20 protein-coding genes and 1 riboswitch are annotated in these 21,398 nt (G+C 61.9%); of the genes, 7 read left to right on the forward strand and 13 right to left on the reverse strand.

Translation table 11 applies throughout. The annotated features are described in order from the left end of the window. Window position 1: 1 nt before the first annotated feature. On the forward strand, window positions 2-1,057 hold the full coding sequence (locus AC2CHD_RS18435; protein WP_484554819.1) for a branched-chain amino acid ABC transporter permease: 1,056 nt from the start codon (window positions 2-4) through the stop codon (window positions 1,055-1,057). Further along, window positions 1,054-1,692, forward strand: a complete 639-nt coding sequence (locus AC2CHD_RS18440) for a cysteine hydrolase family protein (protein WP_484554820.1) — start codon at window positions 1,054-1,056, stop codon at window positions 1,690-1,692. The genes AC2CHD_RS18435 and AC2CHD_RS18440 overlap by 4 nt, the downstream gene beginning before the upstream one ends. Window positions 1,693-1,759: 67 nt before the next feature. On the opposite strand, the gene AC2CHD_RS18445 is transcribed toward AC2CHD_RS18440, so the two are convergent. Together AC2CHD_RS18445 and AC2CHD_RS18450 are read right to left on the reverse strand one after the other, a co-directional pair. Continuing rightward, window positions 1,760-3,076, reverse strand: a complete 1,317-nt coding sequence (locus tag AC2CHD_RS18445) for a type I glutamate--ammonia ligase (protein WP_484554821.1) — start codon at window positions 3,074-3,076, stop codon at window positions 1,760-1,762. A gap of 8 nt (window positions 3,077-3,084) precedes the next feature. Further along, window positions 3,085-3,972, reverse strand: coding sequence for a MurR/RpiR family transcriptional regulator (locus AC2CHD_RS18450; protein ID WP_484554822.1), 888 nt, complete (start codon window positions 3,970-3,972; stop codon window positions 3,085-3,087). Window positions 3,973-4,163: 191 nt separating this feature from the next. On the opposite strand from AC2CHD_RS18450, the gene AC2CHD_RS18455 reads away from it, so the two are divergent. After that, a complete protein-coding gene (locus AC2CHD_RS18455) occupies window positions 4,164-5,318 on the forward strand; it encodes an ABC transporter substrate-binding protein (protein WP_484554823.1) in 1,155 nt (384 codons plus the stop codon). Window positions 5,319-5,476: 158 nt separating this feature from the next. Here the strand turns inward: AC2CHD_RS18455 and AC2CHD_RS18460 are convergent, their stop codons facing one another. The 5 genes from AC2CHD_RS18460 to AC2CHD_RS18480 all read right to left on the reverse strand — a co-directional run bounded on the left by AC2CHD_RS18460 (window position 5,477) and on the right by AC2CHD_RS18480 (window position 9,752). Beyond that, the gene (locus tag AC2CHD_RS18460; RefSeq protein ID WP_484554824.1) at window positions 5,477-6,466 is read right to left on the reverse strand and encodes an ABC transporter substrate-binding protein; all 990 of its coding nucleotides are present in this window, start codon (window positions 6,464-6,466) and stop codon (window positions 5,477-5,479) included. Between the two features lie 2 nt (window positions 6,467-6,468). Beyond that, window positions 6,469-7,218, reverse strand: coding sequence for an ABC transporter ATP-binding protein (locus tag AC2CHD_RS18465; RefSeq protein ID WP_484554825.1), 750 nt, complete (start codon window positions 7,216-7,218; stop codon window positions 6,469-6,471). Further along, window positions 7,215-8,003 (reverse strand): ABC transporter permease, encoded by a 789-nt coding sequence (locus AC2CHD_RS18470; RefSeq protein WP_229450730.1) that lies wholly within the window; start codon window positions 8,001-8,003, stop codon window positions 7,215-7,217. The genes AC2CHD_RS18465 and AC2CHD_RS18470 overlap by 4 nt, the downstream gene beginning before the upstream one ends. 4 nt (window positions 8,004-8,007) lie before the next feature. Beyond that, window positions 8,008-8,616, reverse strand: a complete 609-nt coding sequence (locus AC2CHD_RS18475; protein WP_229450731.1) for a YkoF family thiamine/hydroxymethylpyrimidine-binding protein — start codon at window positions 8,614-8,616, stop codon at window positions 8,008-8,010. Continuing rightward, window positions 8,610-8,722: riboswitch (TPP riboswitch) on the reverse strand. It overlaps the preceding gene by 7 nt. An 88-nt stretch (window positions 8,723-8,810) precedes the next feature. Continuing rightward, window positions 8,811-9,752 carry a DUF1403 family protein gene (locus tag AC2CHD_RS18480; protein ID WP_484554826.1) on the reverse strand — a complete coding sequence of 314 codons (942 nt, stop codon included), beginning with the start codon at window positions 9,750-9,752 and terminating at the stop codon, window positions 8,811-8,813. 124 nt (window positions 9,753-9,876) lie between these two features. Between AC2CHD_RS18480 and AC2CHD_RS18485 the strand changes: the two genes are divergently transcribed. Together AC2CHD_RS18485 and AC2CHD_RS18490 are read left to right on the forward strand one after the other, a co-directional pair. Beyond that, entirely contained in the window at window positions 9,877-11,049 is a 1,173-nt protein-coding gene (locus tag AC2CHD_RS18485) for a tyrosine-type recombinase/integrase (RefSeq protein ID WP_484554827.1), read from the forward strand. 112 nt (window positions 11,050-11,161) lie between these two features. Next, a complete protein-coding gene (locus AC2CHD_RS18490) occupies window positions 11,162-11,371 on the forward strand; it encodes a WGR domain-containing protein (RefSeq protein ID WP_484554828.1) in 210 nt (69 codons plus the stop codon). Here the strand turns inward: AC2CHD_RS18490 and AC2CHD_RS18495 are convergent, their stop codons facing one another. From AC2CHD_RS18495 to AC2CHD_RS18520, 6 genes are all read right to left on the reverse strand, one after another. Then, window positions 11,372-11,884 (reverse strand): RES family NAD+ phosphorylase, encoded by a 513-nt coding sequence (locus AC2CHD_RS18495; RefSeq protein WP_229450735.1) that lies wholly within the window; start codon window positions 11,882-11,884, stop codon window positions 11,372-11,374. After that, window positions 11,877-12,248 carry an MbcA/ParS/Xre antitoxin family protein gene (locus AC2CHD_RS18500; protein WP_223006480.1) on the reverse strand — a complete coding sequence of 124 codons (372 nt, stop codon included), beginning with the start codon at window positions 12,246-12,248 and terminating at the stop codon, window positions 11,877-11,879. Before AC2CHD_RS18500 ends, AC2CHD_RS18495 begins: the two co-directional genes overlap by 8 nt. A 99-nt stretch (window positions 12,249-12,347) precedes the next feature. Beyond that, the gene (repC, locus tag AC2CHD_RS18505; RefSeq protein ID WP_484554829.1) at window positions 12,348-13,709 is read right to left on the reverse strand and encodes a plasmid replication protein RepC; all 1,362 of its coding nucleotides are present in this window, start codon (window positions 13,707-13,709) and stop codon (window positions 12,348-12,350) included. Window positions 13,710-13,944: 235 nt separating this feature from the next. Continuing rightward, window positions 13,945-15,021, reverse strand: coding sequence for a plasmid partitioning protein RepB (gene repB, locus AC2CHD_RS18510; RefSeq protein WP_484554830.1), 1,077 nt, complete (start codon window positions 15,019-15,021; stop codon window positions 13,945-13,947). Next, entirely contained in the window at window positions 15,018-16,268 is a 1,251-nt protein-coding gene (gene repA / locus AC2CHD_RS18515) for a plasmid partitioning protein RepA (protein ID WP_484554959.1), read from the reverse strand. The genes repB and repA overlap by 4 nt, the downstream gene beginning before the upstream one ends. 716 nt (window positions 16,269-16,984) lie before the next feature. Further along, window positions 16,985-17,794, reverse strand: a complete 810-nt coding sequence (locus AC2CHD_RS18520; protein WP_484554831.1) for an IclR family transcriptional regulator — start codon at window positions 17,792-17,794, stop codon at window positions 16,985-16,987. Between the two features lie 212 nt (window positions 17,795-18,006). Here AC2CHD_RS18520 and AC2CHD_RS18525 point away from each other — a divergent pair, with 212 nt between their 5' ends. After that, window positions 18,007-19,539, forward strand: a complete 1,533-nt coding sequence (locus AC2CHD_RS18525) for a M81 family metallopeptidase (protein ID WP_484554832.1) — start codon at window positions 18,007-18,009, stop codon at window positions 19,537-19,539. Window positions 19,540-19,626: 87 nt separating this feature from the next. After that, complete coding sequence (locus AC2CHD_RS18530; protein ID WP_484554833.1) at window positions 19,627-21,252, forward strand: ABC transporter substrate-binding protein; 1,626 nt, start codon at window positions 19,627-19,629, stop codon at window positions 21,250-21,252. Window positions 21,253-21,398 lie beyond the last annotated feature (146 nt).

Raw genomic sequence — 21,398 nt, forward strand, 5'->3', positions numbered from 1 at the left:
CATGCAGACGCCTTCGCAAACCACATCCATGGCGGAAACCGCATCGGCTCCGACAACGCCGCGCAGCGGCTTTGTTGCTGCCGTTGTAACCATCATCGCGGCCGCGGCGGCTGTCTGGGCCGCACAACAGGGGCTGAACAGCTATCTCGTCACGCTGCTTGCGCTTCTGTTCATCAATGCGGCACTCGCCGTCTCCCTGACACTGACGAATGGTCTCACCGGCTTGTTCTCGCTCGGGCACCCCGCGTTCATGACGATTGGAGCCTATGTGGCGGCGATCCTGACCTTCTCTGCGCGGCGCAAGGGATCGATGCTGCCGGGACTGCCAGACTGGCTGGCTTCGACGGAACTTTCCATGTTTCCCGCCCTGCTGATCGCGGGCCTTGTCGGTGGACTGGTGGCGCTGGCCATCGGCTGGGCCGTGTTGCGTCTCAAGGGGCATTATCTCGCGGTTGCGACACTGGGCCTCATCATCGTTGTGCAGGGGCTTGCCACCAACTGGGATGGTATCACGCGCGGCGGCGCGGGCCTCAGCGGCCTTCCGCGTCACGTGAACATCTGGTGGGCTCTGGGCTTTCTTGTCATCGTTGTCGCAATCACCTGGCGGATCAAATATTCCTCGCTCGGGCGTGCCATGATGGCGGTGCGGGAGAATGAGCTCGCTGCCTCCTGCAGCGGCATCAATGCCGCGCGATTGAAGATCCTTGCCTTTGTGATCGGTGCCGTCATGGCCGCCATGGCGGGTGCTTTGCTCGCTCATCTCATCAGCGTGGTGACGCCAAAAACCTATTCCGTCCTGCTGGCCTTCAACATCGTGGTGATGGTCGTGATCGGCGGATCGGGCAGCATCACCGGGGCGATCGTCGCCGCAACGGCCATCACGGTTCTTTCGGAGGCGCTGCGACCGGTGGAAGAAAGCATCGGTCTTTATGGCATGAGCCAGGTCATCGTGGCGCTCTGCCTGATTGTGGTGCTCTATCTCAAGCCGGGCGGGTTGTTCGGCAGCGGCGAACCCGCTTTCTTGCGGCGCCTGTTCAGCGGAAGGAAAACGCAATGAGCGCACCGCGCCAAAGGGATATCTATGAGACGCGGGCCCAGCCGCTGCGCCCGGAGCGCGTCGGACTTCTGGTCATCGATGTCCAGAACTGGGTGATGGACGAGGCAAACCGCCAGCCGCGCCCCGAGTTCTACGACGCTGCCCGGAGTCAGGTCATTCCCAACATTGCGAGGCTCATAGATGCTTCCCGCACCCACGGCGTAGAAGTGATCTACACCGTGATGGAAAACTTCACCCAAGACGGACGCGACCGCAGTCTCGACTACAAGCTGTCGAACTTCTTCATCCCCAAGGGATCGTTGGATGCAAAGGTGATCGATGAGGTCGCGCCGCAGGGCGACGAGATGGTTATACCGAAAACCTCATCGAGCCTCTTCAACTCGACAAACTTCGAGTATCTGATCCGCAACATCGGGCTCGACACGATCATCGTGACCGGCTTCCTGACCGACCAGTGCGTCGACCACACGGTCCGCGACGGTGCCGATCGCGGGTTTCACATGATCTGCGTTTCCGATGGCTGCGCGACCGACACGCAGGCGCGGCACGCCGCGGCGCTAAGCGCGTTCAAGGGCTATTGCCGCATAGAAACCACGGACAGCCTGATTGCCGCAATGAAACGCGATTTCGCCTGAGTTCGGCTTGTATTAAACGCCCCGCGCAAAAGGGAGGCGTTCTACACCTCCCCAACACGCTCGAGCCTCAGTAGGCCTGACGGTATTTCGCGCATTGTTCTTCTGGCGAGAGGTCTTTCATCAGCTCCGCTTCGAACCGCTTGTGTGCGAGATAAGCCGAAACCAGCTCCTCCCCGAAAAGCGGACGCAACGCCGCCTCGCCTTCGAACAGATCGAGCGCCGCCTGCAGCGATTGCGGCAGTCTGACAACACCCAGCGCCTGACGCTCGCTTTCACTCATATGCTGAGGCGGCTTGCGACAGACCTGTGGCGCGGGCAACGCCTCGTCCAGGCCGTGAAGGCCGGCGGCTACCAGCGCGCCCAGCACCATGTAAGGGCTGGCTGCCGCATCTGCTGCACGGAATTCGAAATGGAACTGCTTTGCGACGTCGACACCCGCGCCGGGAAACACGGGGCAGATGCGCAGGCCGGCCTCGCGGTCGCGTTCGCCCAGATTGTTGTAGGCCGCACTCCAGCGGTCCGGTGTCAGGCGCAGATAGGAAATCGTTGATGCCGCCGTGACCGCCGTGATGGCGGGCATCAGCGCGAGGATTCCCGACAGGAAGCTGGCCGCTTTCGCAGACACCGCATTCGGGGCTGAAGCATCGTGGTTGACTGGCGCGCCGGTCTCGGCGTCGATCAATCCGAAATGAACGTGAACGCCATTGCCCACGGCATCCGGCCGCAGGATCGGGGTGAAGCTCGCCCGGTGGCCAAAATGCTGGGCGACAGCCCGCGCGATCTCGCGCACCGCCACGGCATGATCGGCCGAGCGTTCGTCATCGGCCGGCCCGACCGTGACTTCATATTGCATGGGTCCGTATTCAGGCATGAACGTGTCGATCTCCAGACCCGCTTCCCTGAGCGCGCCCAGATAGGTTTCGGCAAATTGCCCCTGGCGGCGGAAGGAATCGAGCGCGTAGCTCGCATTCGGGCGCTCCTCCATCCCTTCGAGCATGAATTCGTGCTCAAAAGCCGCCTTGATCCGCAGCCCGTGTCGCGCCTCCAGCTCACGCAGCATCCGCTTGAGAAATCCCCTCGGACACACACTCCAGGCCGTGCCATCGAGATTCATGATGTCGCCCATCATGAAGTGGCTCGCAGCCGCATCCGGACCGAAATCAACACGAACGCGCGTGGCCGGGTCAGGCGTGAGAACCGTATCGCCATAAGGCCCCCATGGCGTCGGCGCGATCGGCCCATGCGCGGTGATCATGCTGTTGGTGGGGGTCCACCCGATCCCCTTGCGCAGCCGCGTTTCCAGATCTAAGGCCGGAAAGCCCTTGCCGCGAACCTGTCCGGCAAGATCGGCGGTGCACAGCATGATGATTTCTTCGCGTTTCATCGAACCCCTCATTTTCGTTTTGATTTGGCCCGTTCCTGGCCGAACGTACCGTCCGCAAGCCGGGTGCGCAGGTCCTCGAGTGTCTCGAAGCGTGTTCGTCCGGCGGTGTCCGCCTTGCTGGCCGCAGCACCCACGAGCGCTTCGGCAACCCCCATCCCAACGGTCAGCACATCGAAGATCGACGGCGATTCCACCGGAAATGTCAGAACAAGGTCGGCCGACCGGGCTGCCGGCGATTGCCAGACATCGGTCAGGAGAATGACTGTAGCTCCGCGCCTGGAAGCGGCGTGGGTGAACTGCACCACATCGTCCTGATAGCGACGCACATCCAGCACCACCAGAACGCTGCCCCTGCTCATGTCGAGCAGGAACTGCGGCCAGGTCTGCGTTTGACCGCTGACCGGGTGAACACGCCCGCGTATCGCTGAGAGCAGATCGCCCATATAGCGCGCCACATGAGAGGAATATCGTCCGCCAAGCAGATGAATGTCGCGCTTGGGGTCTGCCAGAAGCGCCGCCGCCCGATCGAATTCCCTTTCGGGAATGAGGTCGGGCAGGCTGCTGAAATACTCGGCCATACGGTCGCTGGTGCGTGCGAGGTAGGATTTGTCGGTGGCCTCGTCGCGCACCTTCCGTTCGCCGAAACGCAGAAGCGGCGATTGCAGACTCTCTTCGATATGGCTTCGCAGCGCTTCCTGAAATTCCGCATAGACGGGGAAGCCGAGGCGCTTGACCAGGCGCAGCACCGTTGCCGTGCTGACACCGCTCTGTTCGGCAAATTCGGCAACGGTGGTGAGGCCAGCCATCGGATAGTTGGCGATCAGATGCCGAGCGGCGCGCGCTTCGCGGCTGCTGAGTTCGGGCAGGGCCCGCCGCAGATCCTCCAACACGTTCATAGCTGCCGCTCCGCTTCCCATCGCGTATTTCTCGAATGTATCAAATCAGACAAAATTGCCATTTGGAAGAAAAAATGTATCATTCGATTGACGTTCTCCAATTGCAGAGTCATGCTGATGACCAACGCATGAGCCTTCCCGGGGCACCTTGCGTCAGAGGGTGACATTCAACAAGAAGCAGGGAGATTGCCATGAAACATCTGATTGCCGCATCGGTGGCCCTGGCCGCCGTCACGGGCGCCGCCATGGGCAGCGCCTACGCGCAGGAAACCATCAAGATCGGCGCGCTTTACAACGTAACCGGCGGGATGTCGTCACTCGACGGCCCCTCGCTCAAGGGCGCACAACTCGCCGTCAAGCAGATCAACGCGGACGGCGGTCTTCTTGGGAAGCAGATCGAGCTGATTGCGCCAGACGGAAAGACAGATCAGCAGGAGACGGCGAAGGCCGCCCAGCGCCTCATTTCAGAGGGCGTGGTGGCCGGCATCGGCGAGTCCGACACCACCTTCGTCATGGCCGGTGCACCGCTGTTCCAGGAAGCAGGCATCCCGTTCGTCACGTCTGGCGCAACACATCCCGAGCTTCCCCAGTGGGTTGGCGATTACATGTTCATGGCGCCGTTCGGCGACGATGATCAGTCCTACGCCATTGCTGACTATGCCTATGACAAGCTCGGCGCCCGCAAGGTCGCGGTCTGGACCGACAATTCCATGGACTTCACCAAGGCGCTCAGCAAGTTCTTCGTCGAGCGCTTTGAAGAGCGCGGCGGTGAAATCATCGGCACCGACAGCTTCATGATGGGCGATACGGATTTCTCCGCGCAGATCGCGCGTCTTGCCTCCATCGATCCCGCACCCGATGCGGTTTTCGTCTCGGCGATCCCCTCGGAGGCCGGCCTCTCAGTCAAGCAGATCCGCGAGCAGGGCATCACCATGCCGATCGTGTCCGGTGATGGTTTCGACACCGAACTGGTCTCCACCGTGCCAGGCCCTGAGCTCGCCAACGATGTCTATTTCTCCACCCACACCTATCGCGCTGATGACCGCGAGGAGGTGAAGAAGTTCATCGCCGACTACAAGGCCGAATACGGGATTGACCCCGAAAACGCATTTGCTCCGCTAGGCTATGACGCACTGATGCTGGTCGCGGACGCGATCCGCCGGGCCGAGTCTGCAGAGCCGGCTAAGATCCGCGACGCTCTTGCCGAGACGCGCGGCTTCAAGGGTGTGACAGGCGAGATCAGCTACACGCGCGAGACCATGGTGCCGCCGAAGCCGGTATCGCTCATCAGCGTGCAAAATGGCAAATACTCGGTCGAGGAAATCTGGGAACCCGAGACCAACTGATCCAGCTAGGGGCAGCGGGAGAGCGGGGCTTCGGCCCCGCTTTTTCGTGGTGCTTTATGCGGCAGCCCCCTGCCGCCCCCTCTCGGAGCGCTTCTGAACAAACAACATCGGGCAGGCAAACTGGCCTTACCCGCCCTGCTCTCCCAAACGCAGCCGAGCTAACGCTTCAAGAATGCATTGCTGAACCAGGTCGAGACATCCGGCATTTCCTTAAGGCGCTTACCATCTGGATCGCGCATTACACCGGCTTCGAACATGAATTTCGTGATGTTGCCAAACATGTCGGCGTCGATCAGCCCCACCGGCTCGCCTTCGTCCTGAAGATAGCCGCCATCCACGATGGCCTTCATCGAGGCCCGCACCAGTTCGGGATTGGAGAGCATTCCGCCAGTTTCGGCGATCAGCATCTCCGCTGCTTCCTCCGGGTTTTCAGCGGCAAATGCGTAGCCGCGCTGTGCGGCCTGCACAAAAGCTTCAGCGATCTGGGCATTGTCCTTTAGCCAGGTGCCATTTGCCCCCAGATAGGTGGTGTGCTGATCGGGCACGCCATAATCGGCATACCGAAATGCGCGCTGCGGCCGGTTGAGAAGCACCGAGTTCACCCCCTCCCATGTGCTCACCTCAAGCGTGAAATCCACCGTCCCATTGGCAAGCGCCTCATAGGCAGACGTGCCGAGCGTGACGGTCTCGAACTCACCCTTGCCACCATCGTTCTGGATGATCGTTGAGATGAGCGCCTGCTCCCATGCGCTACCAAAACCCGCATAGGTCATGCCATCGAGGTCGGCAGGACGCTGAATGTCCTCACGCTCCCCATTGAAGACCAGGCGACCCGTCTCATGCTGCATGACCGCCATGACCACCGTTAGGTCGGCACCCGTAGCGCGCTGGCTGTAGAACCCGACGGAGCTCAGAATGCCGAGTTCAGCGACACCCGTCGCCACCAGCGTGCCAGACGAGGTATCCGTGTAAGGGAGAATCTCCACATCGAGGCCGGCTTCGTTGAACCAGCCCTTCGCCTGCGCAACATACAGCCCCACATGGTTGGTATTGGGCGTCCAGTCCAGCGCGGCGCTCAGGCGCTCCTGCGCCGTTGTCGGCACCGCCATTGCGCCCAGCATCAGGGCAGCGGCTATCAGGCTTTTCATGGTCATTCTCCTGTCTGACTGAGCAAAGTGTTCAATAGTTCCTCCTCCTGCGCGCGCGCTTCAGCCGGCAGGGCCGTGCCAAGACGCGGTCTCGGAGCGCGGACAACCACTTCTGAAATCACACGGGCAGGACGACGCGACAGCACATAGATGCGATCCGAAAGCGCGACCGCTTCGCGCACATCGTGCGTGACAAGCAGCGTGGTCCAGCGGGCACCCCGCCATCGATCTTCCAGCCAGCGTTGCATCTGCGCGCGCGTCAGCGCATCGAGCGCGCCGAAGGGTTCGTCCAGAAGCTGAACGGGCCGCGCCTGTATCACCGTTCGCAGCAATGCAGCCCGCTGGCGCATCCCGCCCGACAGTTCCGCCGGGTACCGCTCCTCGAAACCCGCCAGTCCGAATTCGGCAAAGAGCGGCAATGCCCGTGCGCGGGCCTCGGCGCGCGACACACCCTGCACCTCGAGCCCGAGAATCACGTTGTCGATGATGCGCCGCCACGGCATCAGCGCATCGCGCTGTGGCATGAAGGCAAAGGTCGTGGCGTTGCGCTTGAGCGTTGAACCATCCAGCAGAATTTCACCGCGATCGGGTTCAAGCGCACCTGTGAGCAGGCGAAAAAGCGTCGATTTTCCCGCGCCCGACGGCCCGAGAATGGAAACAAACTCACCTTGCCCGACCCGCAGCGACACGTCGTCGAGCACCTCTGTCTCGCCAATCCTGACACCCACATTGCGCAGTTCCAGAGCGTTCATTGTCCCTGCCCCGCTTCGCGCCAGCGCAGCAAGACCCTCTGCAACAAGGCAGACACACCGAACAGGACAAGCGTCAGCGTCGAACTCACCACGACCGCCGCCAGCATGAGATCGGGACGAAAACTGTTCTTGGCATTGAGAATGACAATTCCAAGCCCGGCACGCGCGCCGACATATTCGGAAAAAATCGCCGCCACGACGGCATAGGTGATCGAAATTCGAAGACCGGCGAAGAAATAGGGCATTGCGGAGGGAAACCGCGCAGCGCGAAACACCTTCCAGCGCGAAGCCCCCATCGAGCGCATCAGCGTTTCGATCTCGGGATCGGTCGCTTCATAGCCGTCCACCAGAGCGACCAGCATGGGGAAGAATGTGACAAGTGCCACGAGGAGGATTTTCGGCGTGAGGCCGAAGCCGAACCACAGCACCGCCAGCGGCGCGATGGCCACCAGCGGCAGGGTCTGGCTCACGACGAAAATCGGAAACAGCGCACGCCGCAATTTCGGCAGGAAATCGAGCGCAACCGAGAGCGCAAACGCGATGCTGACGGAAAAGGCAAAGCCGGTCAGCGTCGCGCTCAATGTCGGCAGCGTGTTTTCCCACAGCAATGCCCGATTGGCTGCCATCTGTTCCACCACGCGCGAGGGCGCCGGCAGAACGAGCGGCGATATGCCTGACAACCGGACATAGATTTCCCAAAGGACGATGGCAGCAGCGACACTACCGAGTGCGGGCAGACCGCGTATCAACCGTCCACCCGCTGAGCGGGGCAGACCTTTCGTCATAGGGTCAGGCCGTGGAAGGGCTGTTGGCAGACACGGTCAGGTCGATCGTGACATGCCCCTCGGGCGGTCCGAAGCGGCAAAACGCCTGTTCGAGCGTCGCAAAAACCGGCCCCGCGTCCCCCATGAGGCGCGAACAGAAATTCTTTGAACGATCGAAGACACCGCTCGACTTCAGGAAGTCGATGCAGCCCATGATCTCGGCCATGTGGTCGCCGGCGCCCATCACATAAAGCGAGAATTGGGCCCGTGCGATCTCCGACGTGGTCTTGGCATCGGCCACCGCCGCAAGTGCCGCCTTCTGTCGGTCGGCAAGAGGCTCGGACGGGTTGGCGAGCGCCGAGGTCGCACAGATCGGATCATCCGGCTCGCCGGGGCATCCGCGCGAGAGCGTGGCGCGCATGACGACGTGATGCCGTGTGGAGGCGGCGGCGACATAGAAATCGCGGAGGGCCGGAAAGAGCACTTCGGGCGGGCCGACAACCAGCGTCGAGATATCGTCGGTTTCGATCCGCAGACGATCACGCCAGGGGTCGAATGCCGAGAGCGACGACATGATGACATCGACGAAATCGTCGGTCATCGGATAAAGGGAAAGCTGCGCGCCTGCGAACATGATGGTCCTCCTTGCTCCGCTGGCATTACCCAGATCAGCTTCTAGGGCCCGAAGGCTTGCACCTTCATCTCAGCCGCGGCCATACGCGGCACCCCTGTGGATGTGAGGTACGAACCAAATCCCGTGTCGGAAAGCAAGCCGATTGTTCAGGAAAAGATGCGGGCGTGAAAAATTATCCGGCTATCCACAGGCGGTCACAGGCCGAAAATCCGGAATGATGACCGGCCGGAGAGTTCGCGCACGGCTCCAAGATGCTCAAGCCGCTCGAAAAGGCGTTTCGAGGCCCAGCGGGAGAGATTGCAGCCGGGCACCGAGGCCGGAAGGGCATCTTCGTCGAGCAGCTTCTGCACGACCATCCCCGCCCCCTTGGTCCGCAGCTTCGGCAACACGGAAACCAGTGTGCCGGCGCGACGAGATATTTCACCAGCCGAGCGGAGCGCACCTTCTGTGCCGGAAACCAGCGCCAGGCACACGGCCGTCGCGAAACCCGGATCACCCGGATCGATCCGCCCCGTTGCGCCACTCGCGCGGAAAGCCGCTCCATAGCGTTCCGCCATGAGCAACGGAACGGGACGAGACCAGCCAAGCATCGTTGCCGTCAGTCCATCCGCGAGCGCCCACGCCAGCGGCTCGGCATCCGCGCGTAGCGTCAATATCCTTTGTACAAGTTCTGCAGCAGCAAAGGGCGCGGCCCGACCCGACTGAACCACCGCTTCCGCGTGGTCCAACACAGCCTCGACCTCCTCTCCCATCGCAAGGCCGAGCAAGTCTGAAAGCTCCGCTATCGTAGACGATGACATTGCAAAGCGACGCGTCGCCATGCGCCGGTAGGCAAGGAAAATCTTGCCGGCAGGGCCCGGGTCATCCCCGGTCCCTGTGAGAAGCACCGCATCACGCAGCGCACTCTCGCCCTCACCCCGTCCCGAGAGCCTCGATGCCGCCGCGGCGCATTTCAGCGCCTGGCGCGCGCGCCAGCAGCCCGCCCAGGCCGGTTCGCTGCGCACCAGATCGTCCAGTGTTTTGAGCGCGATGCCGGCTGCAAACCCGGCATCACTCAAGCCTGAAGCGGCCTTGCGTGGCATTGCCCACCTGGGCAGGATCAGGCTTGACGGAGAGGCGGGCAAAGACGAATCCATCTTTGTAGAATAAAGCGGTTGAGCAGTTTATGCCAGAAATTCTGCGCAAAACCGCACAGCTTGTCTTTCCCGTTTTATGTCCGATAAGATTGTATTATCAGACATCAGAGACAACAGGCCGAAAATGACCTCTGACAACGAGCAAAATCCGCGAAGGCGAGGCTTGGACCAGCCTGCAGCGTCTGAAGCACCAGCGGACTCAGAATCTGTCGCGTCAGAAGATGAGGCTTTTGCGTTAAAATCCCGCAAAGCCGCCATAGACAATTCAGACCTGCCCGACATTGTCGACCTGGTGCTCGCGATGGATGAGGAGAGCCCCTCCCCTTCCCCGCCAATCTCCGGTGATCCCCTCGTCGAGACGGCGCGCAATTACGCGCGGGCGGCGCGATCGGAAGCGACGCAGCGCGCCTATGCGGCCGACTGGCGTCACTTCGCTTCCTGGTGCCGCCGCTCGGGCTATTCTCCGCTTCCCGCTGATCCGCGCGTGGTTGGCCTTTATCTCTCCGCCTGTGCCTCCAGCAATCCGCGTCCGACTGTTTCCACACTGGAACGCAGGCTTTCCGGCCTCTCCCAGAGCTACTCGCAGCGGGGAGACAGGCTCGATCGCAAGGATCCGCACATCACCGAGGTCTTTGCCGGCATCCGCCGCAGGCATGGCCGCCCGCCCGTTCAGAAAGAAGCGCTCCTCGCAGAAGACATCCTCACCATGATCGAAACCTTGTCCAACGATCTGCGCGGTCTCCGGGACAGGGCCATCCTGCTTGTCGGTTTTGCCGGCGGTCTGCGCCGTTCCGAGATCGTCGGGCTCGATACAGGCCCCGACCAGACCGAGGATGGCAGTGGCTGGGTGGAGATCTTCGACAAGGGGGCCTTGATCACCCTGCGCGGCAAGACGGGCTGGCGCGAGGTGGAAATCGGTCGCGGTTCGGCTGACCGTTCCTGCCCCGTGGAAGCGCTAAAGACGTGGATGCGGCTCGGGCGCATCGCCCACGGCCCGCTCTTCCGCAGGATTCGCGGCCAGAGCGCGGTTGAAGAAAGCCGGCTCAATGACAGGCACATTGCCCGCCTGGTCAAGCGGGCCGCATTCGATGCGGGTTTGCGTGCCGACCTTCCCGAGAAGGAGCGGGAGAAGTTGTTTTCGGGCCATTCCCTGCGGGCCGGCCTCGCCTCCTCCGCGGAAGTGGATGAGCGTTTCGTGCAAAAGCAACTCGGCCACACGAGTGCGGAAATGACGCGCCGCTATCAGCGACGCCGCGACCGGTTTCGCGTCAATCTCACCAAGGCGAGCGGTCTATGATTGATCAGTGACGTGAATCGGTTGCCGGCAATCGATTCACGAAATGCGTTGGACCTGCGCATCCGTTCCGGGCAACGGTCGCGGCATGTCTATCAACCCGCATCAATGCTCCTTGAGACGCGTCGACCCCGCCCGCAACATGGCGCGTTATTACACGCTTTCCGTTGAGCCGACCCTTTTCGGCGATGCAGCACTTGTCCGCCAATGGGGGCGGATCGGCACGCGCGGGCAGTTCAAGATCAACCTGTTCGACAACACCAAGTCGGCCGAAGCCGCACTCTTGCGGCTCAGGAAAATCAAGGAGCGCCGCGGTTACAGGTAACTAAAGCCAAGAGGCGGCGTCCTTCGGAAGCCTGTGCTCGGGGTCGGTGACGGAAAGAACCGGCCTCCCCTCCCCGTTCCATTGCCACAGCGCCACACAGCTTCCGCCGGGTGACATGTAGGAGGGGTAAATGACCCCGTGAAAGCCTTTTTCCATAAGGGTTTCACGCACACGATGTGTTTCAGGCACACGGCCCTCATCCATTTCGGCCCGCCACTCGCATTGATGGATATCCGGCGAAACACCAAGCACCTTCATGACTGCCGCATTCGTCAAATCGGCCAGCCGTGCGTCGGAGAGCGTGAGCTGCGCAATGAGCGCGGGATGCTGCACAAAGCCTTGATTATACTCCGCCCAGGCCGTTGAAAGTTCGCGCGCGGCATAGATCGCCTGTGCACCCACCGGGTTCCAGCGCCCACCGAACCGCGCCGCCCCAGCGCCTGAAAGGGGTGCATGGGCCCAGCGCGGAACATAGGCGCGCCAGAGGGTTTCGGTCCGCAAATCCTCAGGCATAAACGCCGGCGCGCACCGCTTCGAGATAGGCGAGAACCTTGTCGGCCTTGCCTTCGCCGACCAGATCATAGGCGGTCTTGCCCGCCCAGCCCGGGATCGGTTGGTGTTTGAACCAGATCACCGCCCGGTGCTCATTGCCGGCCATTTCCGTGGCCATGGCGAGAATGCGCACGACCGGGCTCAGCGCCTGATCCACCTTGCGCTGGCCGGATTTCGCCGTCAGCGTGTTGCGCGCCACACCGATCAGGCGCGAGAGCTCAACCATGGTCACGCCGAGCAGTTCCGACACCCGGCGGGCGGATAGAAAGGGTGTTTTTTCGTCGGCAAAATGCCCCGCCGCGAAATCAAAATCCGTCGCTGTCATCGCCTCAGCCTCCATATCTCGACACCATAATGAACACAAATTGAGCTCAGAGCAAGAAATATGCGCTCAAAATATGAATTCAAGAAACGCGGCAAAACGCTAATTTTTCTCCAAAACCGCCTTTTGACGGGCTGAAATCAGCGCATTCAGCATCGGTTTCACAGAAAACGCGCCCGAATTCGCCCGCTCCGTCAGCCGTCGGAGATAGCCGCCGGGCGAGCGAATGACCTCCGCACGCTCCAGCATCGCCGCAATCGTGATTGCCGCATTGATGTCGCCCATTTCGGCGCGCGCTTCGGCCCAGGCATCCGGTGAAACCCCGAGCATGGAGCGAACGGTTTCGGCCGCTTTCATCAGGTCGCGCCAGTCTGACAGCCCGTCCGGCGCATAATCGCGCATTTGCGGGCAGGCAGACGCCACCGTTTCGAACCCGACAGGTGGTTTCTGGCCGCTTCCCTCCGCTTCCGGCTTTCGGCGTCCTCCCCTTTGGCCGGATGCGGTGTCGTGATTGCTTTCAACCGCCGATTTGGTTTCAAGGTCGGGCGGCATCGGCCCCGCTTCAACTTTTTCCTGGTAGGTTTCGAATTGGGATTCTGGGTTTGAATTATGAATATGGCGCTCATTTTGAGTGTCATTGGCGCTCATATTTATGTTTTCATTAACCATGTGGCCTGCTTCACGGGCCTCCAGATCGGCTTCGCTCAGACCTTCCAGATAGGCTTTTTCCACGTCGTTGCGCAAAGCCAGGAGGGCATCACGGCGGGCTTTCAGCGTTTCCCAGTCGGTGTTGCGGCCAAGCCGGCCGGAAAGTGCGGCCAGGCGCTCCGCATAGGGCGCGAATGAACGTCCCCTGCCCTCTTCAGCCGCCGCCTCAACGATCGCGGCAATGTCGCGCAGATGGATGGTGATTTCGCTTCTGAGCGCCCGGATGGCGCGCGCCAGACGCCGTGCCTCGGCCGCATGGGTCTCGATCTCACAAGCGCGCATGACGAGCGGTGCGAGATCGAAGCCGAAGGCCTCCTCGATCTGCCCCTCCTCGCTGCGCCGCGCATAGCGCTTTCCATTGGCACTGTCGCGCCGCAGGATGAGCCCGGCCTTCACGAGCGCCGCCAGATGCCGCCGCAGCGTCGCCGGCGCCATGCCGCGTGCCCGGAGGGAAAGCTCGGCATTCGAGGGAAACACCACCAGATCGCCCGATGGATCGAGCTGGCGTTCGGTGCTGAAACTTGCCAGCGCCTCCAGCACGACGATCGTCCTGTCCGAAAGCCCAAGCACGAGCCGAGCCTCGGTCACGGCGCGCAGCAATTGCCACTTGTCTACCGCGTGTTCCAATGGAGATTGCGCCTCTGTGGCGTGTTCATTCAGGGCTTTTCGCGCCCGCCGCACCTGTTCGTTGACCAGGAATTGGGCACGCGCCATCCCTTTCCCGCCGAATGGCGAGATTGCAAATCTGTCCGTCATTGTCTCACCTTGCTTCAGGCAAGAAAAAGACGCTCACCGGAACGCTCCGATGCTTGACTTTGCACGACGGAAGTGATTCTTTCAGATTGCTACATCGAAAGGGGCTTCCGGAATGGCAACGTTCTGGGGGCCTTTTTTCTTGCGGTTTTTCTTCTAGCTCAGTCCTCTTTGCTCCTCGTGATCCGGCTTTTTTTTTTGGCCGGGATGGTCTCGCCGCCCGGGGGCGGCTGATCGGCTATGTCTCTTTTGCTCGCTCCTTGTCGAAACGCTCGGCCAGCTCCGGCAGGTGCTCGGCCAGATAGTCTGCAAAGCCCGGAAGGGCCTTTTCATCGAAATCGAAACGGGGTTTGGCACCGAGCGTGACGCGGGCCAGTGTGCGCCCCTTTCCATCCTCGATCGCACGAGCCTTTTCCGTCTTCTTGCCGCGCGCTGATGCGCGCTTGGCCAGCCGCTCATAGAGCCTGCGAAAACGCTCGTCGGAATCAGCAGCCCGAAACGCCACGGACGTGATTTCATCCTGCGCGATGACGACGGCAGCCTCACGCTTCAAAAACTCCGCAAGCGCCATCCAGCGTGGCCGGCCGGCTTTGGGAGCAGGGCCAATGGCGTTGGCGATCTGCGCGGGGACGGCTTCGGCCACCTGGAGCAGACGGGTCATCTCCGCCTTGTGCAATGACAATGCGCGCTGGACGACACCGCGGTCGAAGCCATGACGCATCAATGCATCGGCAAAAAAGGCCCGCTCGATGAAGGAGAGATTGCGCCGCTCCGTGTTTTCCTTGCCTTGCGCCAGCACCAGCTCATCGTCATTGAGCGTACGCACGATGGCCTGAACGGGACGCTTGAGGCGTGCGGCTGCACGCACACGGCGATGGCCATAGGCGACCTGAAAGCGTCCGGTTTCAGTCGGGTGAGGGCGCAGCAGAACCGGCACCTGCTGGCCGTTTTCCCGCACGCTTTCGACAAGAGCATTGAAATCCTCGTCGCCATCATCCTCACGGCTCAGGCGATCGCGCACGAGCGAGGGATCGATCAGTTCCGGATCGACCTCGACGATGCGCTCACCCTTCGCCAGGCTCTCGCGGATGGCGCGGGCATCCTCCACTTCGCGGGTCATGGATGAGAGCGTAAGCCCCATCGCCTTCACCGCACCGGACGAACTGCGCGGCACGGGGTCTGCCTTGACCGGCGTTGGAGCCGATTTCGTTTCCGGCGCGCGCGGCATAGATTTCGGTTCGGGTGCAGGCGAGGGTGCGTTGCCCTCGCCTGAGCCGCCAAACAGCGCCTTGAGATGATCCTTGCGCTTGCTCATGCGGCCTCTCCCGCCGCATTGCGGCCCCAGGCCGCTTCCACCAGCGCCTCGACCTCGGCGTTGACAGATGTCAACGCTTCCATGGCGCGGTCATAGGTGGAGCGTGTGAAATTGTCCCGGCCGACCTCATAGAGCGTCTGCTTGGTGAGACCGGCATCGGAAATGGCGGTCGATTTCACCATGGGTGCAGTCAGCACGCGCTCGCCGAACTGCGACCGCAGGAAGCCGACGATCTGCGTCTGCGGGCCGTCATTCGGCTCGTAGCGTGTGACCAGATAGCGGAGGAAATCGAAATTGAGTGATCCGCCCGCCTCGCGCACCACAGACAGGAGATCCGCCGTCATGTAGAGGAACTGGCTCATGGAGGCGACATCCAGCATCTGCGGATGCACGGTGACGATCACCGATGTGGATGCGCACAGCGCCGAAAGGGTCAGGAACCCGAGCTGCGGCGGACAGTCGATCACCACCACGTCGTAATCATCGGCGACCGAGGCGAGGGCGGCCTGGATGCGCGCGAAGAAGAAATCATCCGCACCGCCGCCCGCCTGCCGTTCTGCCAGCATGCGCGGGGTCGTGTGTTCGAACTCATGAAGCTCGAGATTGCCGGGCACCAGATCGAGACCGTCGAAATAGGTCTTGCGGATGATCTGGGAAAGCGGGCGTCGCTCTTCGTCATAGCGGATCGCGCCATAGAGCGTGTCATTGCCCGAAAGATCGATCTCCGGCTGATAGCCGAAGAGGGCCGAGAGTGAGGCCTGCGGATCAAGATCGACCGCGAGCACGCGATAACCCGACAAGGCAAGATGCTGCGCCATATGGGCGCTTGTCGTCGTCTTGCCCGAACCGCCCTTGAAGTTGGTCACGGAAATGACCTGAAGGTGCTCGCGTTCCGGATCGCGCCATTTCACGTAGGAGCGCGCCTTGGCGAGATTGCCCTTGGAGCGGGCCTGAGCCGCCAGGTGATGGCGCAGTGCATTGATGTCGGCCAGCGAATAATAGCGCCTGCCGCCCGCGCCTGTCTCGGGCTGCGGCCCTTCGCCGGCGATTGAGAGCTGCCGCAGATAGCCATCGGAAACACCGATGAGCTTCGCTGCCTCACCGCTTGAAAATGTGCGAAGCGTCTTTTGCGCAGCCGGCGGAAAGAGCCGGTCGCGCATGACGCGCAACTGCTCGGAAAGACGGGCGGCATCTGCCGCGATGGCCTCATCGGCCGCGAGCGCATCGCGCCCCTCCGTGCCTCCCATCGCTGCCTCCGCCACCTTGTCCAACTCCCGCACTCCTTCATGGTCGCTGGCGATATCCATGCCGCGCTGCTCCTCGTCAATCTTTCAGGTCCGCCATCGTTGACAGCTGTCAACGGGAGGCATTTCACTGGCGACTGCAGCGCGCTATGCTCAATCCTGCCCCCGACGCCGGAACCCGAACACGGGAACTCATCGCGCAACGTAACCCGATTCGCAGCCGCTGGGCGAGTGGCCTACGGCTGGGAGCCAAGATACGCTGAAAAAGCAGACGCGCTACGACTTTGCCTGAAACCGGAAATAACCGCTATTAACAGAACCGCATCACGGTTACGCCGATTTCAAACAATCGCCTTCAATACCGTTACTAATGCCATGAGAAGCGGCGGCGGCGTCAAGAAGTTTTTGGTTAACAAAGGGTTAACGCCACGCGTGTGACTGCCTGACGGGAGCGCCAGCGCACCGAATATCGCCGCACTTACCGTGACTTACGCACAAACCCGCAAGAAAGTGACCGCCGGAGTGGCTTCCTTTCCCCGGCGAATTTTTATCTGTGAGGCGAAAGCCGTTTTAAAAAACCCGGCCCGCGGGAAGCACTTGCAGACCGGTGGTAGAATCGGAAGGCAAACCGGATTGCCAGGCACAGCCCCCCTTAACATTCAAATATCCGCGCTTGCCCCCCAAAGGGAGAGAGGGGAGGGGAGGAGGTTCCAAGGCAGTTAAAACCTGTTGATCGCGCCAGCGGCCTCACCAGCCAGCGGAGCAAAACGGCGGCAGAAGCTTTCTGCGTCCCATTCACTCAATGAGCCGGCTATGTGGATGGCGCCAAGCGGCGTGCCGTCGGGCGCCACCAATGCTGTCGCAATCGCGATCTCGCCCTGCAGAACCTCTTCAAGCGCCAGCGCATAGCCATTCTCGCGCGCCTCCTGGACCTTCGCCCGGATCGCGGCGGGGTCCGTGATCGTCTTGGGCGTGATCTCGCGGCGCACCGAACGTTCGATGATCTCGTCCACTTCGGCATCGCTCATATGTGCCATGACAGCGCGGCCACCCGACGTGCAGTAGATCGGCACGCTCTGCCCGACCAGCGTGGCGAAAAAGGTCTCGCGCTTGCTTTGAAGACGCGCGGCATAGACAAGCCTGAGCCCGTCGCGAAGGCTGAGGTCCACACGCTCGCGCACATTCCGGCGCAGTTCCATCAACACCGGCGAGGCGCGGGCGACCAGGGGGTTCATCCGCAGATAGTCGCGCGTGTGATCGAGAATGCGGATGCCAGGCACATAGCCGCGATCATCCGCATCCCGGTCAATATAGCCAAGCTGACGCAGCGTGTGGACAACCCGCTGGGCAGCGCTTTTGCCCATGCCGCCCGCAGCAGCGATCTCGTTGAGGGTCAGCGGCTTGCCGGCCTCGTGAAACGTGGAAAGCACCTGCATGGCGCGGGCAATGGCCTGCACGAAGAGAGGATCGCTCTCATCGATGCTGGTGCTCGGCGGCACCCCATATTCCGCCTTCTGAATATACCGCACGCCCGGCCTCCGGTTTCGCCAAAATTCGTTTGACTCCTCAACCGCTGCACATCTATCGTAATAACGATACGAGTGTATCGTACAGCGATACATTGTCTCCCACCCTATCACGCATTTTCCGGGCGTCGACCCGAAAATGCAGTCGTTGAGAAGCGGGGCGTGAAAATGCGGCGTTCTATCTGGGCTGGCAGTTCGACCAAGGCGGAAGCGGCATGAGCAAAAGGGTCGCGCTCGCCGGTTTCCTGCACGAGACCAACACGTTCGCGCCCTCACGCGCCAGTTACGCAAATTTCGAACAGGGAGGAGGGTATCTTCCCATCTCGCGCGGCGACGAAATCCTGAAGCGCTGCCCGGGTGTCAATCTGGGTATTTCGGGCGCTGTGGCCCATGGGCAGAAGGCGGGCTGGGAGATGGTGCCCATCCTGTGGACGGGGGCCATCCCCTCGGCGCATGTCACGCGCGATGCCTATGAGCGAATTGCCGGCGAGATTGTCGAGGGCATTGCCGAAGCCGGGCCGCTTGATGGCGTTTGTCTGGATCTGCATGGCGCCATGGTGGCCGAGCATCTGGATGACGGGGAGGGGGAACTGATCGCCCGGGTGCGCGCTGTGGTGGGGCCGGACGTGCCGATCGCCGTCAGCCTCGACCTGCACGGTAACACCAGTGAGCGCATGGTGGACGAGGCCGATCTTCTCGTCGCCTTTCGCACCTATCCGCATGTGGACATGGCCGAGACGGGAAGGCGCGCCGCCGAAGGGCTCGACCGGCTGATGGCGCGCGGCAGACCGTTTGCGTACGCCTTTCGCAGGCTGCCCTATCTGACCTCCATTCCATGGCAATGCACCTTCATCGAGCCGGCAAGGAGCCTCTATGAGGAGGTGGCGGCGCTTGAGACGGGTGATGTTGCGAGCGTTTCCTACTGGATGGGTTTTCCGGCGGCCGACATTGCAGACTGCGGACAGACCGTGATCGCCTATGCCGAGACGCAGGCAGAGGCGGACCGGGCCGCCGACCGGCTTTATCAGAGCATCATGGACGCGGAAGCGGCCTTTGCCGGCCGCGCCTACGGCCCCGATGAAGGGGTGCGCGAGGCCATGCGTATTGCACAGACGGCAACGCGCCCGGTGGTGATCGCCGACACGCAGGACAATCCGGGAGCCGGCGGCGATTCCAACACGACGGGCATGCTGCGTGCGCTCTTGCGAAACGGCGCGGAACGCGCCGCGATCGGCATGATCGTCGATCCGCAGGCCGCACGCGCCGCCCATGCGGCGGGGGAGGGGGCCGAGATCACGATCCCGCTCGGCGGGCAGTCCGGCATTCCCGGCGACGAGCCTTTCACAGGCACGTTCCGTTTAGAGAAACTTTCCAATGGCGACCTGCATGCGACCGGCCCCTATTATGGCGGCACGCATATGAATGTGGGACCGTCCGCCTGCCTCGCGATCGACGGCGTGAAGATCGTCGTCGCCACGCACAAGGCGCAAATGGCGGATCTTGCCATGTATCGTTTCGTCGGCATCGAACCGACGGAAATGGCCATTCTGGTCAACAAGAGCTCGGTGCATTTTCGCGCCGATTTCGATCCCATCGCCGAGACGGTTCTGGTGTGTACGGCACCGGGGCCGATGCCGCTCGACCCGGCGGACCTGCCGTGGACGAAGCTTGCCGAGGGAATGCGCCTTTCGCCCAACGGACCGGTTTTCCGCCGTGCGGCGGGCGAAGCGCTGGCGATGGAGGGATAGCGGGAGACATAAATCAGCGCGGCGGGAGAACCGCGTTCAAGACGTTACGACGACCAAAACTTCATTCTCAACAAAAGAGGGAACATCATGTCGCGTCTTCACGATAGACTTCAGCATTTAAGAAACCACGCCCGTGGCGTGTCGCTGGGCCTTGCCGCCGGCGCCGCGCTCATGGCCGGACTTGGCGCAGCCACGCCGGCGCTCGCCCAGGACAAGACGATCACCGCCGTCATGCATTCGGGCCTGCGCGTGCTTGACCCGATCATCACCACCGCCCACATCACCCGCAACCATGGCTACATGGTCTATGACGTGCTGGTGGCGGTGGACGAGAACTTTGCGCCGCAGCCGCAGATGGCCGACTGGACCATTTCCGACGACAATCTCACCTACACGTTCACCCTGCGCGACGGGCTGAAATTCCATGACGGTGCGCCGGTGACGGCAGCCGATGCGGTGGCTTCGCTTCAGCGCTGGGGCAAGCGGGACTCGGGCGGCCAGCTCATCTTCGACGTGACCGAGAGCCTCGAGGCGACCGACGACAAGACGATTGTCTGGAAGCTCAAGACCCCGTTCCCGGCATTGCTCGACACGGTGGGCAAACAATCGGCCGTGCCGCCCTTCATCATGCCCGAGCGCGTGGCCAGCGGTTCCGCCGACGAGGCGATCACCGACTATACGGGCTCCGGTCCCTTCGTGTTCGTGGCGGATGAGTATCAGCCCGGCGTTTCAGTCACCTATCGCAAGTTCGAGGATTATGTCCCGCGCGAGGGCGAGGCGAGCTGGATGGCCGGCGGCAAGAACGTGAAGGTCGACGTGGTGAAATGGGTGACGATGCCCGACGCGCAGACCGGCATCAACGCGCTCCTGTCCGGTGAGATCGACTATATCGAGCAGGTGCAGATCGACCTTCTGCCGCTGCTTGAAACCAGCGAGGACGTGACGGTCGAGACGCGCGACGATCTTGGTTACCAGACGATCGGGCGCATGAACTTCAAGCACCCGCCCTTCGACAATGTGAAGATCCGCCAGGCAGCGCAGATGGCGCTCAGCCAGGAAGCGGTGCTCGCCACGCTGATCGGCAATCCGGACTATTACAAGGTGTGCGGCGCGATCTTCGGTTGCGGCACGCCGCTGGGCGACGAATCCGGCTCGAACACGCTCACATCCGGTGGCGATGTCGAGGGTGCGAAGAAGCTGCTTGAAGAGGCCGGCTACGACAACACGCCGATTGTCCTGATGCAGCCGACCGATGTGGTGAGCCTGACGGCGCAGCCCGTGGTGGCCGCACAGGCCATGCGCGAGGCCGGCTTCAATGTCGACATGCAGGCGATGGACTGGCAGACGCTCGTCACCCGCCGCGCCAGCCAGTCGAAACCTTCCGAAGGCGGCTGGAACATCTTCTTCACCAACTGGATGGTGCCGGAGATCAACTCGCCCCTCATCAGCCCCATGCTGAACGGCCGTGGCGATGCCGCATGGTTCGGCTGGCCGGAAGACGAGAAGGTGGAAGAACTGCGCGCCGCCTTCATCGCCGCCGACACGCCGGAAAAGCAGAAGGAAGTGGCGGTCGAAATCCAGAAGCACACGCTGGAGAACGTCCTCTACGTGCCGCTTGGCCAGTACATCATGCCACAGGCGCGCAGCAACAAGCTGACCGGCATGATCCCGTCGCCGGTACCAGTGTTCTGGAACATCGAAAAGGCGGAGTGATCGCCTGAGAACCCGCCCCACCTGGTTGCCGGGCGGGGTCACCTCCGGGGCATTCGGGCTCTTGCCCGGCGCGGTTTCCTCGATCTCCCTGATGGGGATCGCGCGCCCCGTTTTTTATATTCAAAGCGCGTGTCAAAGGACATCAC

This window comes from Nitratireductor sp. ATLC21, assembly GCF_057196525.1.